Below are 21,134 nucleotides of genomic sequence, written 5' to 3' on the forward strand. Positions count from 1 at the left end.
TAAAAAAACCGCTATTCTGAAAATAGCGGTTTGGGATTTTACAAACTTCTTGTTCTAATAGTTTCTAGAATCAAAAATGATAGGTAATGTGTAAATTACACCAACAGGAACTTGACGTTGTAAGCCTGGTTCCATTTTAGGAATCTTATTAATAACTCTGTTTGCTTCTTTTTCTAAAGCAGGATGTGGTCCTCTAATTTTAATATCAGTAACATTCCCAAATTTATCAATTGTAAACTGCGTAGCTATTTTTTGTCTTCCTGAAATACCATATTGCGAACCGACATCTACATTAAATTTTTTTCCTATTAATTTGGTGATTTTGTCCGACATGCATTTTTTTCGGTCGTTATTATTAGTGTATTTCTCACAACCTGGATATACAGGCACCTTTTCAATTAAGGTAAACGGCACAAAGATATCGTCATCTTCAGGATCCTCAGTATCTGGAAGACTACTAGGTACAAATGGTTTCGTTTTAGGTTTTATTTTTTCTGGAGTTATAATTTTACTCTCAGCGACATCTTTATCATTATCAACTTCTTCGTATTCATCAATTAGATTTGTACTCCTGTCAACTACTGGTTCTGTTTTTTCAGGTTGAATTACCTCAGGCATTACCGAAGGCATAACATCAATAACCGCTAATTCATTGTCGTTTAAAGTGTCAATACTAATTACTTTGTCTTGAAACTGCATTTCAAAAAGAGCATAAGTACCCAATAGACAAAGAATCAGCCCAATTTGAAAATAAAGGCTTGAGTTTTTTTGTAAATTTGCATCATGCTTTTGTGGTTTCTTTGCTTCAGTGGCGCTCTGACCAGCAACACCGAAGTCATTTTTAGAATTTTTCATAATATTTAAGGTTTAAATGTTAATATTATGTCAAAGTCACAATAAGCATACCAAAACGAAAATCCCGCTCAATTAAGTTTGAACGGGATTTTTATATTAAGAAATATTACTATTTCGTCTTAGTCTTGTACTTGGAAAACAATAGGAATTGAGAATGGCATTACCACCGCTTTACCTCTTTGTTTACCTGGTTGCATTTTAGGTAATTGACCTATAACACGTTTTGCTTCTTTCTCTAGACCTGGATGTGGACCACGAGCTACAATACTTGTTATATTACCAGATTTATCAACTTTAAACTGAACAAAGATTCTTTTCTTACCAGGTGGTAATCCTAAATCTCCAGCTAAATCCGTATTAAACTTTTTACCAATAAACCTATTGACTTTATCGTTCATACACGCTTTTTTAGCCGCATTTCCTTTTTCTTTTTCACAACCTGGAAAAACAGCAACATTTTCAATAACTGAGAATGGTACTTCTAAATCTTCTTCCACTTCTGCTACTTCAACTTCCTCAACTTCCACAATTTCTGTTTCCATTTCAGTTTCAGTTGACTCTATCACCGTTTCCTCTATCTCTACTTCATCTTCAACAACTTCAATAATTTCTGGTGCTGCTGGTGGCGGTGGTGGTGGTGGTGGTGGAGTTACAATTTGTTCTGTAATTGGCACTTCTTCGTCTAATTCGTCATCTAAATTTAACGAGTCAGCAATAACGTCAACTTTATCGTAAGTTTTATAATTAATAGCCATGTAAGTTATACCCATCATTAAGGCAAGACCAACAGCAAAAAACAGTGAACTGTTTCTACTTACATCCGATTTGTGGTTCTTTTTAGGTTTCATAATATAATTTTTTAATACAACATCGCTAATTTAACTAAATAATAGTAAAATAAACAAGGCTTTAGGTTAATTTAATTTATATCTAATTATTTTACTTACAATTAACGTACCAAATATAGCACCAATACTATTTGCTATTAAATCATAAGTATCGTAAGTTCTATTAGGATTAACGAAGTACTGCAACAATTCTAGCATAAAGCCAAGAAAAATAGCAGCGAAACAAACGATATAAAGTAATTGGGATTTTTTAAAATGTTTAACATAAAGTCCCCATAATAATGTTAAACCTAAGTAAGCAACAATATGATAAATCTTATCATCGAATGAAGAGCCTAAACTAGGCACACCATTTAACGTAATTAAACTCGCAATAACTAATGTCAATGAATAAGCTATTGACACGAGTAAAAGCATTTTTTTAACCACTGATAAGTGCTTTATAATCATCCGCAGATAACAAATCATCGATTTGAGATGCATCTGAAATTTTTAATTTAATCATCCAACCGTCACCATAAGGGTCCGAGTTCACTTTTTCAGGTTCATCTTCTAAACCTTCATTAAATTCAATAATCTCTCCTGATAGTGGCAAGAATAAATCTGAAACTGTTTTAACAGCTTCCACGGTACCAAATACCTCTTCAACTTCTAATGTTTCGTCTAAAGTATCAACTTCTACATAAACAATATCACCTAATTCGCTTTGAGCGAAATCGGTAATACCAATTGTAGCGATATCTCCTTCAATTTTGATCCATTCGTGGTCTTTAGTGTACTTTAATTCTGATGGTGTATTCATCTTTAATTTGATATATTATTTATAAAGCAAATGTAATTTTTTAATAGCTTCAATTCAAACTTAATTACCAAAATTATAACGTAACGTAATCCCTGATCTTATAGATGTTTGTGGGAATGATGTTGAAATGGCAAATTCAGAGAACGTATAATCAAAATAGAAAATAGCCGTTAAGTTTTTACTAAACGCATAATCAGCATTGTATTTAAGTCCCCAAATGGTTTGACCAGCCGTAATTTGATTATTTTCTAAATCTAGATATCTAATGATGGTTTTGTTATCTCTTACGGTAACATCTAAACTCATATTTAAATCTGCTACAATAATTTGCTTTGGTCCTGCTAACTGCGATCTAATTCTTAAATCTTTAAAACGGTACCCTAAACCAAGTGTATATTCTTTACCTTGAATTTCGGTCATTAAATTGTTATCAAAACTTAGAGATAATGTCCTATCTGTTTTAACCTCTGCTAAAACCTTAACTGAATTTTTCATTTCAAAATCTAAACGCACTAAGGGACTAAACTGTTCTTCTAAGTTAATGTTACTATATAATGTTTCATTTTTAAAATTCCCCGCTTGGTCTAATGCATCAGCATTTGCAGGTGCTATAAAGCCTAAATCTTTATCGTACTCCACATAATCTAAATTAGTCCTAAACTGATTTATAGTATAGCGTGATCTATAACCATGCTGAACTGAAAAACGCTTAAACGTTCTTTTAAACCAAGGCAATTTCATTAAACCAGTATATTTTAATGTCCAGTTTGGAATTGGAATATCTCTAAATGCACTGGTACTTACTTTATCTGGATCAGATCCTTGATAAGCGGATAAGAATGCTGGTAATAATACGCGTTGGCTATTTTTACCAAACCCTTCTGGATAACCTTCCGCGTCCGTTCCAAATGGTGTTGCACCATAAAAATCTCTAGCTAAACGATTGGCAATAACTAAACGATTCGCTCTAAAATCATTAAAAGCAGCCGATTCGTTTTCGTCACTTTTACTAAACGCCGTTTTAATTAATGCGGTAGAAATCATAAAATTCCCAAAGGAGTTAGTGATTAAATCTTGGTAGGTATCACTAAAACCATCCAAATCATTATCTATTGTTATAAAGCTTTCTGAGATATTATTAGCATAGGTTCTGTTACCGGTTAAATCTATTTTTAAATCTCGCATTGGTTCTACATTAATAGAGTAATCGAGCGTCTTATTTTCTACCTCTGTATATTGTTCGTTAAAATCCCCAAAAGTAGTTAACCATCCATTTCTTGCTGACAACTCTCTAATGTCCCTCTGACTTCCAAAAGTGTAGCCTAGAGTCGGTTTTAAAGTTCCTATAAAACCTGGGGTTGGCAAATAACCTGGTAAATACGTACCATTGTTTTCAGAATAGTTAAACTGAACACGTTTAACCATAGTAACAACATCTACTAACGTATTGTACGCTTTTTTACCTGTACTTAATTTGTTAGGGTCATCAGCTTCCGCACCTTTCTTATCATCATCTGGTGTTGCAGAACGTCTCGTTGTTACAGAACTTCTGGTTCTTCCTCTACCTTTTTGATTTCCTGTTTTAACCAAGCCTAACGTCTTATACAAGGTTTCCATATTAAGGCTCGTATTAATATTATGCGTGTTTGAATTCTGAATTGAATTTCCTAAATTATAAGTCTCATAAAATCCAGGGTTATCAGGATCTTCAACTTCCAGTCCGCTATTTAAATCCGATCCTTTTTGCCATTGAAATGCACCATTATAAGCATAAGTCGTTCTTAAGAAACTTAAAACTGGTATTTTGTATAATGGCAATTCATAATTTACTTGAAGTTGTTGCGTCTGATAATTAGGATCTCCAAAATCAAAGAAACCATCCCAAACATCGAGCTCTGGATCTTGCAATCCGTTAATGCGATCATCAATAAAATAATTACGAACAATGTTAGTATTGGCTGCCGTAAAGTTTAAACTTAAAGCATCCGTAAGATTATAATTTATGGTGTATTGAAAATCGAATGTGTAATTTCTTCGATACAACTCTTCGATACCAATATTACTTCCACCCAAATCAATTTCTCTAAATTTCTGCCTATTAAACTGTCTGTTAACATCAGAAGCAACAGAGAAACTAGATGGTAATAAATTGACATTAAAATCCTTTAAGATTTTCCAATTCTTATTTGTGAATAGGGAATCGTTCTTTTTAAAAGGTTCGTATTTTATAGGCTCGAAAGCAAAGTTATAATTAGCACCTGCTCTTACGGTTTGGTCTAAAGCATTTTCGATTTCAAAATCGCGATGCTCTACCTTATTATATGAGTAATTTAATGTTAGGTTTTCTACATCATAAAAACGATTTTTAGAATCACCCGTTTTTTGCTTTCTAACTCCAATAAAATTAATACTTTTTCGTTTGGTATAATCTTCAGATTGCGATCTAATGATATCTTCTTCTTCGCTAGAATTTGCCGCTTCTAATCTTGAATCTAAGGTAAGGTCATTATATAATTGATCGAATTTAGGCGTTATCATCTCCTCACTTTGAGCGTAATTAAATGGTACCTGAACTCCCCATTTCTTTGGTAATAATTGTCCTAACTGCACATTGGTAACAACATCGTATTGTGCAACATCTTCTAAACTTCGCTCGTTTGGACCTTGCTCAACGCCACCAAAACCAATAGTACTTCGTCTTCCTGTAGCACTGATACTCGCAAAATCTGCGATTTTTGTATCCATACTTAAAACGGCTGCCCAACCTCCTTCATTTTCCATATCGGACATACGTAATTCATTAAACCAAAATTCACCACATGAATTCATGCTTGTTGAACCCGAATTCTTTACACCAACCATTAACACTCTAATATCTCCAAAATTTGGATTTCCTTTAATAGCAATACGTTGCTGCTTTTGTGTGCCAACAATATCATTATATGGAGGGTTTAAAGTTGCCAAAGGGGTTTCATTAAGCACACCATCTACCACATTATAAAATGTAGGATCATCATTACTTAAAGTCCCAGCAGAAATTCCGAGTGCTTTAATTTTTTGTAAAAATTCTAAAGGAATATTTATTTCGTTTTGCTCTGGCCAAATACGTTCTCTAACACTTCCTTCCGCATCAGACGAAGGTAATAATGGCACTTCTATTTGATAATAATTCTGAGTAAAATCATTACCCATTCTTATAAACGCAATCATTTCGCCCGCCTCTAGCATAGACCCTTCTTGAGCTTCTGCATGTGTAAACATTCGTAGTTTCTTATACTGACGCATATCTACATTAATGTTTTTATACACCCCGCGAGAATCAGTAGGCCTTAAATCACAAGCCTGAAGTACTAACGATTGCTCATTCTGTCTTACAATTGTATTGTTATTATTCAGTTCTTCTTGCTCAACTCCTGGTGGTCTTTCATAGCCTGCATTATCTTGGACACCAACAACACCTACATTAAATTCTGCATTTGGACTATCGTTAGTATCATCGTTATCTAAATCTAATGTATAACGTCTCCAATCACTACGCACTAAATCTAAGGTTGCAAAACGCAAGACTGTATTTTGGGTAAAATCGGATACAAATAAACGTGCGAATCTTATAGAACGAATATCCGAAATTCCACCAACAGCTTCACGGATGTCACTTTCTGCAATAGGAATTCTAAATTGATACCATTTTACATCATTCCTAACGTCACCATTAGGTAAAGTGACCTGAACATTTTCCTTAACATCATTGATATAAGGATTGTCCATATTTAAACTTGAAGGAGTAATATTTACCTCATACTGATAATAACTATCAATAGTATTCATGGTATTATCTCTATTGATATCCTCTACATCTGGTTGTGTTGTAGATCCTCTATTGGTATCCGTAAAGGTTTCTGGTGAGTTACCTTCTGTTCCATTATATTTTTTATAACGATTAAAAATATCGCCATCTCTATTTAAATAATACTGGTAATTATCATTTGATGGATCTTCTCCAAACTGTCCCCCAAATTCAGATAGCTCTTCCGCATCACTAAAACCATCAAAACCTACATCTTGATTTGTACGTTCTGCACCTGTAGTCCCAAACGTATAAATAAGCGATTGGTTTTGTGGTACGACACTTCCAAAATCAGTTCGTGTTAAAGTTGATACATCACCATTTTCTGGTAAGCCGTTTTCAAATTGCTTTTTACCATCTTTTAAAATATCTTCTGAAATATTACCAAGATTTACAAATAGTTTACCTCCTGTATTTGATGGGTTATCTAAAAATGGATCTTGAACCCAAAACTCTATATATTCAACATTGGCTTGTTCAAAATCGGTAGAGGTAATTTGTCTTGTAATACCTGCCCAACTTCTTGAAGGGTCTAACGCATTATCGTTAGCAGCAGATGGATCAAAATTATATGGGCCACGCTCTGTAGGATAGTATGCTAAATCTAATGTGTTTATGACTGACGTTTGCCCTTGAACAATATCTTGATTAAAAATTTCTTCAATAAAAATACGACGTGTATACAAATCTGAGACATCATTATCCGTGATGCCATCAGGACGTTGATTACTATAAAAAATAGGATCGATAGTGTACCAATTTAAAAGTGCTCTACCGTACCCATTTTCAATACCATTGGCATCACTACCAGGAATCGTATTTGGTAAATCTTTTGGTCTACTAGATAATGTCCAAGACAAAGGACTCAACAAATTAATAGAGCCTTGTGTGCCTTCAAAATCATCAATATAGGCTGTAGCTTCACCATTAAAATCGGCTCCACTTGATGCGCCTGGCAATAAGTAAGCAAACTCTCCTCTTACAGAAAGATTTGAAGGCACATCGGTATCAATGTTTGGTAATTTATTAACCAACCTTGTTAAGAATGGCACTTCAGTTGAGTAATTCCCATTAAAACCAAAAATAGTATTATTAATAGGCTCAGAGTTATAGTTGGCTTTTTGCGTAATTGGGCGTTCATTAAGATTTAATAATGTAGTCCCTAAAACAAAATTATCATTGAATTGGTGTTCTACATTAATCCCTGTAAATCGTTTTGTTTGCTGACCGAAAACGGCGTTATTTTCTACAGAAACATTAATTGGGGTGTTAGACGCTTTTAAAGCTTCATCTAAAATTTCTACTCGTCCTAAGGCATAATTTACCGTATAATCTACTCCTTCTACAAGTGTACGCCCACCTGCTGTTACCGTTACAGAACCTCTAGGTACATTAAATGCATTTAACGGAATACCACTATCTCCACCACTACTTTTATAACGTCCTTTTATTTGGAATTTATTCTTCTCCGCCTCATCTAAAGCTGCTGTTTTAGTAGATTTATAAAGAATATCGTAAACGTATTTCTTTTGGTTCTCATTATAACCACTTTGAGTATCTCCAATATCTTCATAATCCAAATCGTTATTATTTGGATTACCATCATCATCTAAAACATCAAATAAATAACGACCAAAAGGCTGTGCTTTGGTAAAGATAATTTTACCGTTTTGCGACAATACCGTAACTCCTTCTACATAATCAAAGAAACCATCCCCTCGTTCTTGCGGATCGCCATTGTAATTCAATTTATCTAAATGGAAAAGTCGGATTAATGGTGTTTCACTTATTTCAGTATCATCACTGGTGTTCACAGTATTATTATCAAAGGTTGGAAAAGGAACCTCCACCCCACCAACAACAACTGGTGATATATAGTTTAATGCCGAAGATTCTGTATAAAAGATATTTAATGTAAAATCTTCTCTATCTAATTGATAAGCCCCCGTATCATAAATATTCTTCATCATTAAATCCCAAATCGGTTGGTCTACTGAAGTGACCGCACTTTTTAGCATTTTTAGAACTAAACTTTGATTATTTACAACCTGCGTACCAGAGGTATCATCTACTGTAGTTGCATCGACACCATCATTAGCAAATTCACCTACTTGAAATACTTCACCCCCAATAGTATATTGAAACGCTACGGCTAAAACTTCATCATTAAGCAGACGTTGATTTAAAGAAATATATCCTAATTTTTCATTTAAAACATATTCTTGTCCTTGAGTTAATTTCCTTGCCGATTCTAATTTACCATAATCAAAACCTTCATTAATACTTACATTAACTCCACCTTGTATGTTGGTTATATTTCTAACTGCCTCAGTTAATAATGATCCTGCTCCACCTATATTCGTTGGATCAAAATCATTGTTTTTGTTATTAGGTTTTGCTCCGGGATTATTAACAAAACCGGGAGGCAATGGGTTAAGTCCAATATTATCTATCGTTGATTCCCCTAAATCTTGAAATGCTACAATATTTCTTACATTCTCGGTTTGGTTATTTCTATTTGTTACCCAAACTTCAACTCTTGTAATTTGAAGTCCTTGGTTATCTATAAAAGGATAGTTTAATAACGCTTTATCATATGTTTCACTAAAGTGTTGCGCTAAAAAGAAGTGTCTATTTTCATCGTAATCTTGTGCAAAAAATTCGAATTCTTCAACCGTTCCTCCACCTTCTGCTATAACTGATGTAGATTGCGACTGTTGCTCAGAAAATACCGCTGTAACTCTAGTTTTTCCAAATTGTAATTCTGTTTTAACACCAAAAAGACTCTGAGCACCTGTAATTAAAGAGCTATTAAGAGGCATACTGACGTTACCAACTTCAATTTTACGAATAATATCATCTTCGGTTGGTGTATATTCTAATTTAACAACTTGTTGAAAATCGAAAGTTGCTTCGGTATCATAATTTGCTGTAACCTGAAGTCGTGTTCCCACTTTACCTAATAAACTTAAACTGATTCTCTGATCAAAATCGAAGGTAAAATTGGTTCTGTTTCTTGGGGAAAAGGAAGGGTTATCTTGTTTTGAGAATAATATTCCCAAATCAACCTCCACCGAACCTTGTGGAATTACATTTATAGTATTACCGCCAAAAATGGTTTCAAACAAACCGGAATTCACATAAAATTCGGGTAATAAGTTTTTCTGATCTTCTTCTGAACCTTCTTTTTGTCCAGCTTTAGCATCAGCCATTTTCTTGTAATATGCTTTTAATTTTTCTTCTAATACTAGTTTTTGGAATTCGTCTGGTGTAAGTATTAAGGGATAATTAATATTGAAATTTCCAATTTTTTCAGAATAAACATAACGATCTAAAATAGGATCATAGGTATACTTTGAAACAATACTATTTGGATTTGGCATATTTAATTTTCCAAACGCAAATGTCGTCTTTGTAGAGTCTTGTTCTGTTTCAGTTTCTTGAGCAACAACGGAATTACCAATTAGCATTGTAAAAGCTAATATGCATAAATATCTATAGGAGAAGCGCTGCTTATGTAGAGTTCTATTCAATTGCATTATAAGTTTTTTAGAGCTTCTTTTATAATTTGCTCCACTTGGGCGTCTGGTTGGGCTTGTAAAATTTTATCGACAACTTTTTCGGATTGTTTTTTATTAAATCCTAAAACATCTAATGCTGATAACGCTTCATCTTTGTGTGTATTGTTTGGCATAGCAGAAAGTTCGTCTATACCATAGACTTTTAACACTTTATCCTTTAAATCAAGAATAACACGTTGTGCTGTTTTTACCCCAATGCCTTTTACGCTCTGAATTAAAGCGACATCTCCACCTGCAATACCTTCTTTTACTTGATCTGGTGATAACGACGACAGCATAGTGCGCGCTGTATTTGTACCAATACCACTGACAGAAATCAATAGTTTGAAAATTTCGCGTTCAACATTAGACGAAAACCCATATAAGCTATGAGAATCCTCACGAACTTGAAGATACGTGTAAAGTCTTATGTGTTCTTTGTCTGGAATTTGAGAATACGTATGCAATGATATGTTAATAAAATAGCCGACACCATTGCAATCTATAACAATGTCTGTCGGATTTTTCTCTACAAGTTTACCCTCTATGTGTGTAATCATTTATAACGAAATGTTGAAAAACCAAATGTAATAAAATTATTTTCATTAGAACGCTTAGATTCCTAGTATGAAAGATAGATGTAATTACATCTTGTTTTCAAGAGTTTAGTCACATTTGAATAAATTTAAAAAAACAAAGCTTATGCTAATTTAGACGCTCTCTTTTCTCGTTCTTGTGCATCAATAACCGCAATTGCCGTCATGTTTACAATTTCATCTACACTGGCTCCTAATTGTAAAATATGAACAGGTTTGCGCATTCCCATCATTATTGGCCCAATAGATTCTGCGTTATTCAGTTCCTTTAATAATTTATAAGTAATATTTGCCGAGTCTAAATTTGGAAAAATTAGGGTATTTACTTTTCGACCTGCTAATTTTGAAAACGGGAAAATATCTTGAAGCATTTTCTGATTAAGTGCAAAATCGGTTTGCAATTCACCATCAACCACCATTTCTGGATGCGCTTTGTGTAAATAAGATACAGCCTCTCTTACTTTTTCTGCTCTTGGATTGTCTGAAGATCCAAAGTTAGAATACGAAATCATAGCAGTTACAGATTCTATTCCAAACATTTTTGAAACTCGCGATGTCATACGCGCAATTTTAGCTAAATCTTTAGCTGAAGGATCAATATTTATAGAAGTATCGCTTAAAAACATTGGACCGCGTTGCGTCATCATTACGTTAGTGGTTGCGACTCTTGTTACACCGTCTGCCATACCAATTAATTCTAACATTGGTCTCACAACTGATGGATAATTACGAGAATACCCAGTAATTAATGCATCGGCATCACCAACATTAACCATCATCGCAGCAAAATAATTACGCTCTCGCATCACTTTTTCCGCAGAATAAATGGTAACACCTTGACGTTTTCGCTTTTCCCAATAGGCTTTTGCATATCGATTTTTACGAGCAGTCTCTTTATCTGATTTTGGATCTATAATTGCAACATCATCGGCAATAAATTCAATCTCCTCCATCAATTCTAAAATGACTTTCTTTCTACCTAAAAGGATTGGATGTGCAATACCTTCTTCGTAAGCAATTTGAGCTGCTTTTAAAACATCTAACTGATCTGCTTCTGCGAAAACCACGCGTTTTGGGTTTGTTTTTGCTCTACCCATTAACATACGAACTAACTTATTATCAGAACCTAAACGCTCTAATAATGAGTTTTTATAACGATCCCAATCTTCAATAGGCTCTTTAGCAACACCACTTTCCATTGCAGCTTTTGCTACCGCCGGTGGCACTACTGCGATTAATCTTGGGTCAAATGGTTTTGGAATGATATAATCTTTACCAAATGTTAGTTTTGTTTCCGCATAAGCGATATTTACTTGTTCAGGAACAGATTCTTTTGCCAAATCTGACAACGCTTTAACGGCTGCCATTTTCATAGCTTCATTAATCTTGGTTGCTCTAACATCTAAAGCTCCTCTAAAAATAAAAGGAAATCCTAGAACATTATTTACTTGGTTAGGATGATCACTACGACCAGTTGCCATAATAATATCGTCTCTGGTATCTATTGCTAATTGGTACTGTATTTCTGGATTTGGATTTGCCATGGCAAACACAATCGGATTTGCAGCCATTGATAACAGCATATTTGGTGTTACAATATCTGGTTGAGATAATCCAACAAATACATCGGCATTTAGCATCGCCTCATCTAAAGTATCTATTTTACGATGGGTTGCAAATTCTGCTTTTTCAGAAGTTAAATTGGTTCTCTCATCTCTAATAACACCTTTACTATCTAACATTACAATGTTTTCGCGCTTTGCACCAAAGGCTTGGTATAAACGTGTACATGAAATTGCAGCTGCTCCTGCTCCACTCACTACTATTTTGACTTCGTCTATTTTCTTTTCTGCAATTTCTAAGGCATTTAATAACGCTGCAGCCGAAATGATTGCTGTTCCATGCTGATCATCGTGCATGACAGGTATATCTAATTCTTCCTTTAAACGACGTTCAATTTCAAACGCTTCAGGCGCTTTGATGTCTTCTAAGTTAATACCTCCAAATGTCGGTGCAATATTTTTTACCGTTGCAATAAAAGCTTCTACATCTTCCGTATCAACTTCGATATCAAACACATCGATATCTGCAAATATCTTAAAAAGCAAGCCTTTACCTTCCATCACTGGTTTAGAGGCTTCTGGACCAATATTTCCTAAACCTAAAACCGCAGTTCCGTTAGAGATTACGGCAACGAGGTTTCCTTTAGCCGTGTATTTATAGACATTTTCTACATCTTTCGCTATTTCTAAACATGGCTCAGCCACACCTGGAGAATATGCTAAAGACAAATCGCGTTGTGACGCATATTTTTTAGTAGGTACAACTTTAATTTTACCAGGAGTCGGTTTGGCGTGATATACTAAGGCTTCTAAACGTTTGCTTTGTTTGCTCATAATTTGAATCGATTGCTATTAAAAAAATAACCTATTTCATATAGGCTACAAATATAACAAATGAATGCTAGTCTTAGATTTCTATATTTTAAAAACACGGGCTACAGCATAATAATTTAATGGATATTTTACTACATTGTTGAACCTAACAGTTGTAAAAATAAAAAAGCATTTGTATTTATATTCGTTTTTATTCCCTTTTAATATCTATAGATAAACCTTGGTGGATTCGCTTCCTGAGGTTAATTAGTTTTTTTTAAAAGACTTCTAATTAATACGGAAACCAATGCTCAACATAAATATCTATAACCAAGATTTACTGACGTTAGGGCTAGGTATTTTTTATCATTATGGGTATCATAATCTCGAAACCTCTAGTGATAATTTTGCTTTTAAATACGCTTTGGGATTTACGTTTAAGTAAACCTATTAATCCCTCAAAAACCTGATATTCCGTTCTAAACCAGAAAATTTAGTCCGCTTTACAGCCGATTTCTGAAACACTTTTTTAAAGGTATCTTCTGTAATTTCTTCCCAATCCTTTTTGGTCATATCCAATAATTCAGGATGGGGATTAAATAAAGGTTCGTTATGTGGCTTACTAAATTTATTCCAAGGACAAACATCTTGGCAGACATCGCAACCAAACATCCAATCGTCAAATTTGTCTTTAAATTCTGAGGGTAGATTTTCTTTAAGTTCTATAGTGAAATACGAGATACACTTACTACCATCAACGACATAAGGTTCTGTAATGGCTTCTGTTGGGCAAGCATCTATGCATTTTGTGCAAGTACCACAATGATCGGTTGTTGCGTGGTCGTATTCTAACTCTAGATCTATGATTAATTCAGCTATAAAATAGAAGGAGCCTACTTGTTGGGTTAATAAATTAGAGTGTTTCCCTATCCAACCCAAACCTGATTTTGCAGCCCAAGCTTTATCTAAAACTGGAGCTGAATCTACAAAAGCACGTCCGCCAACCTCTCCTATTTCATCTTGAATAAAATACAACAGTGATTTAAGCTTGTATTTAATGACATGATGATAGTCGTTACCATAGGCGTATTTGGATAGCTTATAAGAATCTTCCGTTTGAGTTTCTGATGGGTAATAATTCAATAATAATGAAATTACACTTTTTGAACCTTCAACAAGCAACGTTGGATCTAAACGCTTATCGAAATGGTTTTCCATATAACCCATTTCGCCATTCATATTCTTATTTAACCAAGCTTCTAGCCGAGGAGCTTCGGTTTCTAAGAATTCTGCTTTACTTATACCGCATGACAAAAATCCGAGGCGTTTGGCCTCTGCTTTAATAATCTCACTGTATTTCGCTTTATGGTTTAACACTACTATCGTTTTTCAAACTTTAAAAAAGCATTTTTAGGCTTTAGCGTAATTAATGGCGTGATATCAATGGTATCAAAATCTGGTGTTATTTTAAAACTAGAAACCAATTCTGAAACCGCAATAATCATTTCGAACATGGCAAAGTTATTTCCTATACATTTTCTCGGACCTGCTCCAAAAGGAAAATAGTGTGATGAAAATTTACGCCCACCTTCATTAAAGCGTTCGGGTAAAAACGTATCTGGTTGTTCCCATAATTTAGGATGACGATGCATTTCATAAACTGAAAATAGAAGATTACATCCCGCTTCAAAATCCATGTCATTAAAAGTATCTGCGTCTTTGTTTACACGGTCTATAAAGTACACTGGCGGATACAGTCGCATCCCTTCCTCTATCACTTGCTGACAAATTTTAGATTGGGTTACCAAGTCCATTAAATCATCGCTATCTGCAAGAATTGTATTTCGCTCGTTTAAGATTTTTTCTTGCCATTCAGGATGTAATGCTAAAAGTTGTGTTATAAAAGTGAGTGCATTAGACGTGGTTTCATGACCTGCAGTAAACAAAATTAAGATCTCATCAATCAGTTGTTCTTCTTCCATTGGGTTGCCATCCTCATATCTGGCATCTAACAACATATCTAACAAATCATTCTCCGTTACTCCTGATGTTCGTCGTTCATTGACTATACGTTTTAATATTTGTCTAGCTTCACCTGTTAAATCAACATGCTTTTTAATTTCGCCACTAACATTAAACCACCAGCCCAAATACGGTTGGCGTAACTCTTTTACCAACATTTTTTGTGCTGCTTCTGTAATATATTGAAGCCTATTAATATCTTCTTGATTGGCTGCACTACTAAACAAAGATTTTACTACGGCTTGAAATGCCAAATCATTTAAAATGGGAAATATATCAATCACCTCATTCGGTGTAATCTTGCTATACTCCAAAAGAATAGCGTTTTTGATACTGCCTAAAAGATTTGCTAATTGTTTTTTATGAAAAGCAGGCTGAATAAGTTTACGCTGTTTTTTCCAATGCTCTCCTTCTGCCGTTAATAATCCGGTACCTACATATTTTACTAAATCTTCGGTCTGGATTTTAGACTTGGTGTAGTTTTTCTGATTCTTTTGAAGTACATATTCTGCAAATGCAGCATCGCGAACAAAAACAACACTATTTTTAAATCCGATCTTTAATCTGAAAACATCGCCTTGCTCTTCAAAATTTTGATGATGAAATGGTAGCGGGTTTTTTAAAATCTCTAAAGAATGTTTAAAGAATCGACTTAAAGGAACTGTTGGTATGTTGCGCTCTGATTTCAATATATAACTAATGGTATTTAAATTAAGTTTAAAACAAGTAGCTTATAAAAATCTATACGTTGTTAAAATAAACCTCCTTGTGTTGGTCCTTTTACCTTGCCCAAATGTTTATAAGCTTGTTCTGTAACCTCACGTCCACGAGGCGTTCGCATTATAAAACCTTGCTGAATTAAAAAAGGTTCATAGACTTCTTCTATGGTTTCCGTACTTTCACTCACCGCGGTTGCAATGGTACTAATACCAACTGGTCCACCTTTAAATTTTTCGATGATAGTGGTTAATATCTTGTTATCCATTTCATCCAATCCATAAGCATCTACATTTAATGCTTTTAAAGCGAATTTGGCGATTACGATATCAATTTTACCATTTCCTTTTATTTGTGCAAAATCTCTAACACGTCGTAACAACGCATTGGCAATACGAGGTGTTCCCCTACTTCTACCAGCGATTTCTATCGCGGCTTCCATAGAGATAGGCATATTTAATATTGAAGCGCTACGCTGTACAATTGTGGTTAGCAATTCTGTATTATAATATTGTAAACGACTTTGAATTCCGAATCTCGCGCGCATTGGAGCTGTCAATAATCCTGAACGCGTCGTCGCACCAATTAAAGTAAATGGGTTTAAACTTAATTGAACCGTTCTAGCATTTGGGCCAGATTCAATCATGATATCAATTTTATAATCTTCCATTGCAGAATATAAATACTCTTCTACAATTGGACTTAATCGATGGATTTCATCAATAAAAAGCACATCACGTTCATCGAGGTTCGTTAACAACCCTGCTAAGTCGCCTGGCTTGTCTAAAACAGGGCCTGAGGTGACTTTAATACCCACATCTAACTCATTGGCCAAAATGTGTGCTAAGGTTGTTTTTCCAAGACCTGGTGGTCCATGAAACAAGGTGTGATCTAAAGCTTCTTCCCTAAGGTTTGCTGCTTGAACAAAAACTAGCAAATTTTCGAGCACCTGATCCTGACCTGTAAAGTCTTCGAACGTTAAGGGTCTTAATTTCTTTTCGACATCTAGTTCTTCTGGACTGAAATTATCGCTGTTTGGATTTAGGTTTTCGTTCATAGTACTTCCCGAGAAAACGGGAATCTTATTAAGTTACACTGAGCTTAGAAATATAGGTTCTTCGCTTCACTCTGAATGACAACAAAGTCAAAACAAATATAAAGAAAAAGACCTTTGGATAGCTATCCAGAGGTCTTTTCTAATCTATTATAAGTTTCCTGCCTTCGCAGAAATTTGTTTAGTGTTGTAATTCTTCTTCACCTTCCATTAAAGGAACATTCTGAGGTACAAAATCTACATCATGTCCTGGCTTACTATAATCATAAGACCAACGGTATACGTGAGGTATAGCACCTGGCCAGTTACCATGTATGTGTTCAACTGGTGTTGTCCACTCTAAAGTTGTAGATCTCCATGGGTTCTGAACCGCTTTCTTACCATAGAACATACTCACAAAGAAGTTATATAAATAAATAATTTGTGCTAAACCACCGATGATAGCAAATATCGTAATGATAACATTAGTGTTTGCTAAATCATCAAATAATGGGAAGTTTGAATTGGTATAATAACGTCTAGGTAAACCAGCCATTCCAATAAAGTGCATTGGGAAGAATACTCCGTAAGCACAAACTGCTGTTATCCAGAAATGTAAATATCCTAAGTTTTTGTTTAGCATACGACCAAACATTTTTGGATACCAATGGTATATACCTGCAAACATTCCGTAAAGCGCAGAAATACCCATTACTAAGTGGAAGTGAGCAATTACAAAATATGTATCGTGAACGTTAATATCTAATGCACTATCCCCTAAAATAATTCCTGTTAAACCACCTGTAATAAATGTAGAAACGAAACCGATTGAAAACAGCATGGCCGGATTCATTTGTAGATTTCCTTTCCAGAGTGTTGTTATCCAGTTAAAGGCTTTTACAGCTGAAGGAATCGCAATTAATAATGTTGTAAATGTAAATACAGATCCTAAGAAAGGATTCATACCTGAAATAAACATATGGTGACCCCAAACAATTGTTGATAAGAATGCAATTGCTAATATCGAAGCAATCATCGCACGGTAACCAAAAATTGGCTTACGCGAACTTGATGCCATAATCTCTGATACTAATCCCATTGCAGGTAAAATAACAATATAAACCTCTGGGTGACCTAAGAACCAAAATAAGTGTTCGAATAATACCGGAGATCCACCTTGGTAATGTAATACTTCACCTTGAATAAATATATCTGATAAGAAGAATGATGTTCCGAAACTTCTATCCATTATTAATAATAATGCAGCAGATAATAATACTGGGAATGATACTACACCAATTACAGCTGTTACAAAGAATGCCCAAATTGTAAGTGGTAGTCTTGTCATAGACATCCCCTTAGTTCTTAAGTTGATTACGGTAACAATATAGTTTAATGAACCTAATAACGATGATGCAATGAAAATAGCCATTGATACTAACCATAAGGTCATACCCATACCAGAACCACCTGAAGCCATTGGCAATGCAGATAGTGGAGGATAGATTGTCCAACCTGCAGCAGCAGGACCAGCTTCAACAAATAGTGAGCATATCATTATAACACATGATATGAAGAATAACCAATACGATACCATATTCAGAAATCCTGAGGCCATATCTCGTGCTCCAATTTGCAATGGAATTAAGAGGTTACTAAACGTACCACTCAATCCTGCAGTAAGAACGAAGAATACCATGATAGTACCATGGATAGTTACCAATGCTAAGTAAACATCAGCATCCATAACCCCATCAGGAGCCCATTTACCTAATAAAGCTTCAAACAATACATTTGGCTCTTCTGGCCATGCAATTTGCATACGAAACATTATAGACATTAAAACACCAATAACACCCATAAGCGTACCAGTAACTAGGTACTGCTTAGCAATCATTTTATGATCTTGACTAAAGATGTACTTGGTTACAAACGTTTCTTTGTGGTGATGTACGTCGTGATCGTCGTGACCGTGTGTATCTAATATTGCTGACATAATCTGTTTATCTTTTTCTTAAAACCTTAGTTAATTTAACGAATTTGGGAATGTAGTTTGTTCTTTCATCCATGCATCAAATTCTTCTTGAGTTTCTACAATAATCTTCATTTGCATATTGTAGTGCGACTTTCCACAAATTTTATTACATAATAAAAGGTAATCAAATTCGTATAATAATTCTTGACCCGATTCTTCAATCTCAGCTTTTCTCTCTTTCCTAAGGTCATTAATGTTTTTAACTTTCTCTACAATGTCTGGATTTTGACGCATATCAGCGGTAGTCACTGTTGGGGTAAAAGCAAATTGTGTTACCATACCAGGAACACAGTTCATTTGCGCTCTAAAATGAGGCATATAAGCTGAGTGTAATACATCTTGAGAACGCATTTTAAATACCACCTGTTGTCCAACTGGTAAATGAAGTTCTGAGACAATAACATCATCCTGAGCATTAGGATCCTCTTCATCTACACCTAAGACATTAGCACGATCTATATCGATTAATCTTACGTTAGCTTTACCTAAAACATTATCACCTCCACTATATCTAGCTTTCCAGCTAAACTGTTGTGCATATAATTCAATAACCATTGGATCTTCATCTTCATCGATATTCATAATATCGTTCCAAGTGAATAAACCGTAGATGATTAATCCGGCCAATACAATAACAGGAATAATTGTCCATATAAATTCTAAGGTATTGTTATCAGCGTAGAAAAATGCTTTCTTACCTTTTTCACCTTTATATTTAAAAGCAAAATAGTGTAATAAAAACTGTGTAATGGTTTGTACTACAAATATAACAACCATAGAGATAATCATAAGATTATCTACTTCAGAACCATGTTCTGATGCTGCATTAGACATTAAAGGTAAATCACCAATGTACCAAAAACAAAGTATAGTAATCACATAGATGAATACTAAAAACCCCATCATTAGGTAACCGTTGATCTTGTTATCTTGATCGTCTGCAACTTGTGTATTTGTTGTACCTACTTGAGCTAGATCAAAAATCTTTACCATTTGCCAAATGGCAACCGCTACAAAAATTACAATTATTATCGTTAATAAAGCCGTCATTATCGTTTCTTTTCTTATTTAATATTAATAATGGAAATGTTCACTTTCCTTCATAAAAGGATTCCCTTTTGCTAATAATGGATATTTACCAAGTGATGTAAATACGATAAGCATAAATAACCCACCGAAAAACAATATTGACCCTATCTCAGGAATACCAATAAACCATCTATCTCCAACAGTCGCTGGCATAATCATATTGAAAATATCTAGATAATGTCCAAATAGTATAACAACACCTGTCATCACTACAAACCAAGGAATACGTTTGTAATCGCTATTCATTAACAGTAATAATGGGAATAAAAAGTTTAATGCTACCATACCAAAGAACGGTAAATTATAATCCTCAATACGTGTTACAAAATAAGTAACTTCTTCTGGGATATTAGCATACCAGATAAGCATAAATTGAGAGAACCATAAGTACGTCCAGAAAATACTGATCCCAAACATAAATTTAGCTAAATCATGAATATGACTATCATTCACAAATGGTAATAATCCTTTAGATTTTAAGAAAATAGTAATCAAAGCAATAACTGTAATACCACTTACAAACATACTTGCGAATACATACCATCCAAACAGGGTACTAAACCAGTGTGGATCTACACTCATAATCCAATCCCAAGACATAATTGATTCTGTATAGATGTAGAATACTAAGAATGCTGCAGATATTCTGAAATTCTTTTTAAAGTTACTATTATCGTTAACATCAGCAAGGTCTTGTGCTACAGAAAACTTTCTTGAGAAATGACGGTACGCTGACCAACCACCTAAGAAGATTAATCCTCTAATCATAAACCAAGTTTTATCTAACCAACCTGATTTGTTTTGGATTATGGCATCATGTGCTACCACATTCTCATCCATCCAAATAAATATATGACTATCTGCAAAAAATGCAATTAGTAATACAAGTGCACCCCCAGGTAAAACATAAGATGTAATACCTTCCATGACCCTAAATAGTACTGGTGACCATCCTGCTTGCGCAGCATATTGAATTGCATAGAATGCTAAAACACCCAATGATATCATAAAGAAAAAGAATGCCGCAACATATAGTGCTGCATAAGGTCTGTTATGTAATTGGTGTAAAACATGTTCTTCATGAGTCATTTTATGACCTTCAGCTTCTACTTCCGCCCCATGTGCTTCGTCAGCATGACCTTCTTCAGCATGTGCCGCTGACACACTGTGCTCTTCACCATGTGATTCGGTAGCATGTTCATCACCGTGATGATCCTCGTTTGCTAGATACTCTGTTATATTGTCTTCATTAACACTGTACGCATCCATAAAGCCATAACCAACACCTAATACTCCTAAGACCATTAAAATGATAGCTCCTGTTCTTAATCGATTTGAAATTTTATATTCCATTT

The 21,134-nt window shown here is 34.5% G+C and carries 13 protein-coding genes; all 13 read right to left on the minus strand.

The window, feature by feature from the left end; genetic code table 11:
- Positions 1 to 54: 54 nt before the first annotated feature.
- Positions 55 to 855 carry an energy transducer TonB gene (locus DFQ09_RS11320; RefSeq protein ID WP_115810404.1) on the minus strand — a complete coding sequence of 267 codons (801 nt, stop codon included), beginning with the start codon at positions 853 to 855 and terminating at the stop codon, positions 55 to 57.
- Between the two features lie 119 nt (positions 856 to 974).
- Positions 975 to 1,703 carry an energy transducer TonB gene (locus DFQ09_RS11325; RefSeq protein WP_115810407.1) on the minus strand — a complete coding sequence of 243 codons (729 nt, stop codon included), beginning with the start codon at positions 1,701 to 1,703 and terminating at the stop codon, positions 975 to 977.
- Positions 1,704 to 1,769: 66 nt separating this feature from the next.
- Complete coding sequence (locus DFQ09_RS11330; protein WP_179349151.1) at positions 1,770 to 2,120, minus strand: VanZ family protein; 351 nt, start codon at positions 2,118 to 2,120, stop codon at positions 1,770 to 1,772.
- Positions 2,121 to 2,124: 4 nt separating this feature from the next.
- Positions 2,125 to 2,505 carry a glycine cleavage system protein GcvH gene (gene gcvH, locus DFQ09_RS11335; RefSeq protein WP_115810411.1) on the minus strand — a complete coding sequence of 127 codons (381 nt, stop codon included), beginning with the start codon at positions 2,503 to 2,505 and terminating at the stop codon, positions 2,125 to 2,127.
- Positions 2,506 to 2,565: 60 nt separating this feature from the next.
- Positions 2,566 to 9,885 carry a T9SS outer membrane translocon Sov/SprA gene (sov, locus tag DFQ09_RS11340; RefSeq protein WP_449489482.1) on the minus strand — a complete coding sequence of 2,440 codons (7,320 nt, stop codon included), beginning with the start codon at positions 9,883 to 9,885 and terminating at the stop codon, positions 2,566 to 2,568.
- Between the two features lie 5 nt (positions 9,886 to 9,890).
- Positions 9,891 to 10,472 (minus strand): Holliday junction branch migration protein RuvA, encoded by a 582-nt coding sequence (gene ruvA / locus DFQ09_RS11345; protein ID WP_115810415.1) that lies wholly within the window; start codon positions 10,470 to 10,472, stop codon positions 9,891 to 9,893.
- A gap of 140 nt (positions 10,473 to 10,612) precedes the next feature.
- Complete coding sequence (locus tag DFQ09_RS11350) at positions 10,613 to 12,904, minus strand: NADP-dependent malic enzyme (RefSeq protein WP_115810417.1); 2,292 nt, start codon at positions 12,902 to 12,904, stop codon at positions 10,613 to 10,615.
- A gap of 429 nt (positions 12,905 to 13,333) precedes the next feature.
- Complete coding sequence (queG, locus tag DFQ09_RS11355) at positions 13,334 to 14,260, minus strand: tRNA epoxyqueuosine(34) reductase QueG (protein ID WP_115810419.1); 927 nt, start codon at positions 14,258 to 14,260, stop codon at positions 13,334 to 13,336.
- A 2-nt stretch (positions 14,261 to 14,262) separates the two neighbouring features.
- Positions 14,263 to 15,594 carry a cytochrome P450 gene (locus tag DFQ09_RS11360; RefSeq protein ID WP_115810421.1) on the minus strand — a complete coding sequence of 444 codons (1,332 nt, stop codon included), beginning with the start codon at positions 15,592 to 15,594 and terminating at the stop codon, positions 14,263 to 14,265.
- Positions 15,595 to 15,656: 62 nt separating this feature from the next.
- A complete protein-coding gene (gene ruvB / locus DFQ09_RS11365) occupies positions 15,657 to 16,679 on the minus strand; it encodes a Holliday junction branch migration DNA helicase RuvB (RefSeq protein ID WP_115810423.1) in 1,023 nt (340 codons plus the stop codon).
- A 178-nt stretch (positions 16,680 to 16,857) separates the two neighbouring features.
- On the minus strand, positions 16,858 to 18,651 hold the full coding sequence (locus DFQ09_RS11370) for a cytochrome c oxidase subunit I (protein WP_115810425.1): 1,794 nt from the start codon (positions 18,649 to 18,651) through the stop codon (positions 16,858 to 16,860).
- 30 nt (positions 18,652 to 18,681) lie between these two features.
- Positions 18,682 to 19,740 carry a cytochrome c oxidase subunit II gene (locus tag DFQ09_RS11375; protein ID WP_115810427.1) on the minus strand — a complete coding sequence of 353 codons (1,059 nt, stop codon included), beginning with the start codon at positions 19,738 to 19,740 and terminating at the stop codon, positions 18,682 to 18,684.
- Positions 19,741 to 19,764: 24 nt separating this feature from the next.
- The gene (locus tag DFQ09_RS11380) at positions 19,765 to 21,132 is read right to left on the minus strand and encodes a quinol:cytochrome C oxidoreductase (protein WP_115810429.1); all 1,368 of its coding nucleotides are present in this window, start codon (positions 21,130 to 21,132) and stop codon (positions 19,765 to 19,767) included.
- Positions 21,133 to 21,134: the final 2 nt, after the last annotated feature.

The organism is Winogradskyella pacifica, assembly GCF_003386275.1.
Classification (GTDB): domain Bacteria; phylum Bacteroidota; class Bacteroidia; order Flavobacteriales; family Flavobacteriaceae; genus Winogradskyella; species Winogradskyella pacifica.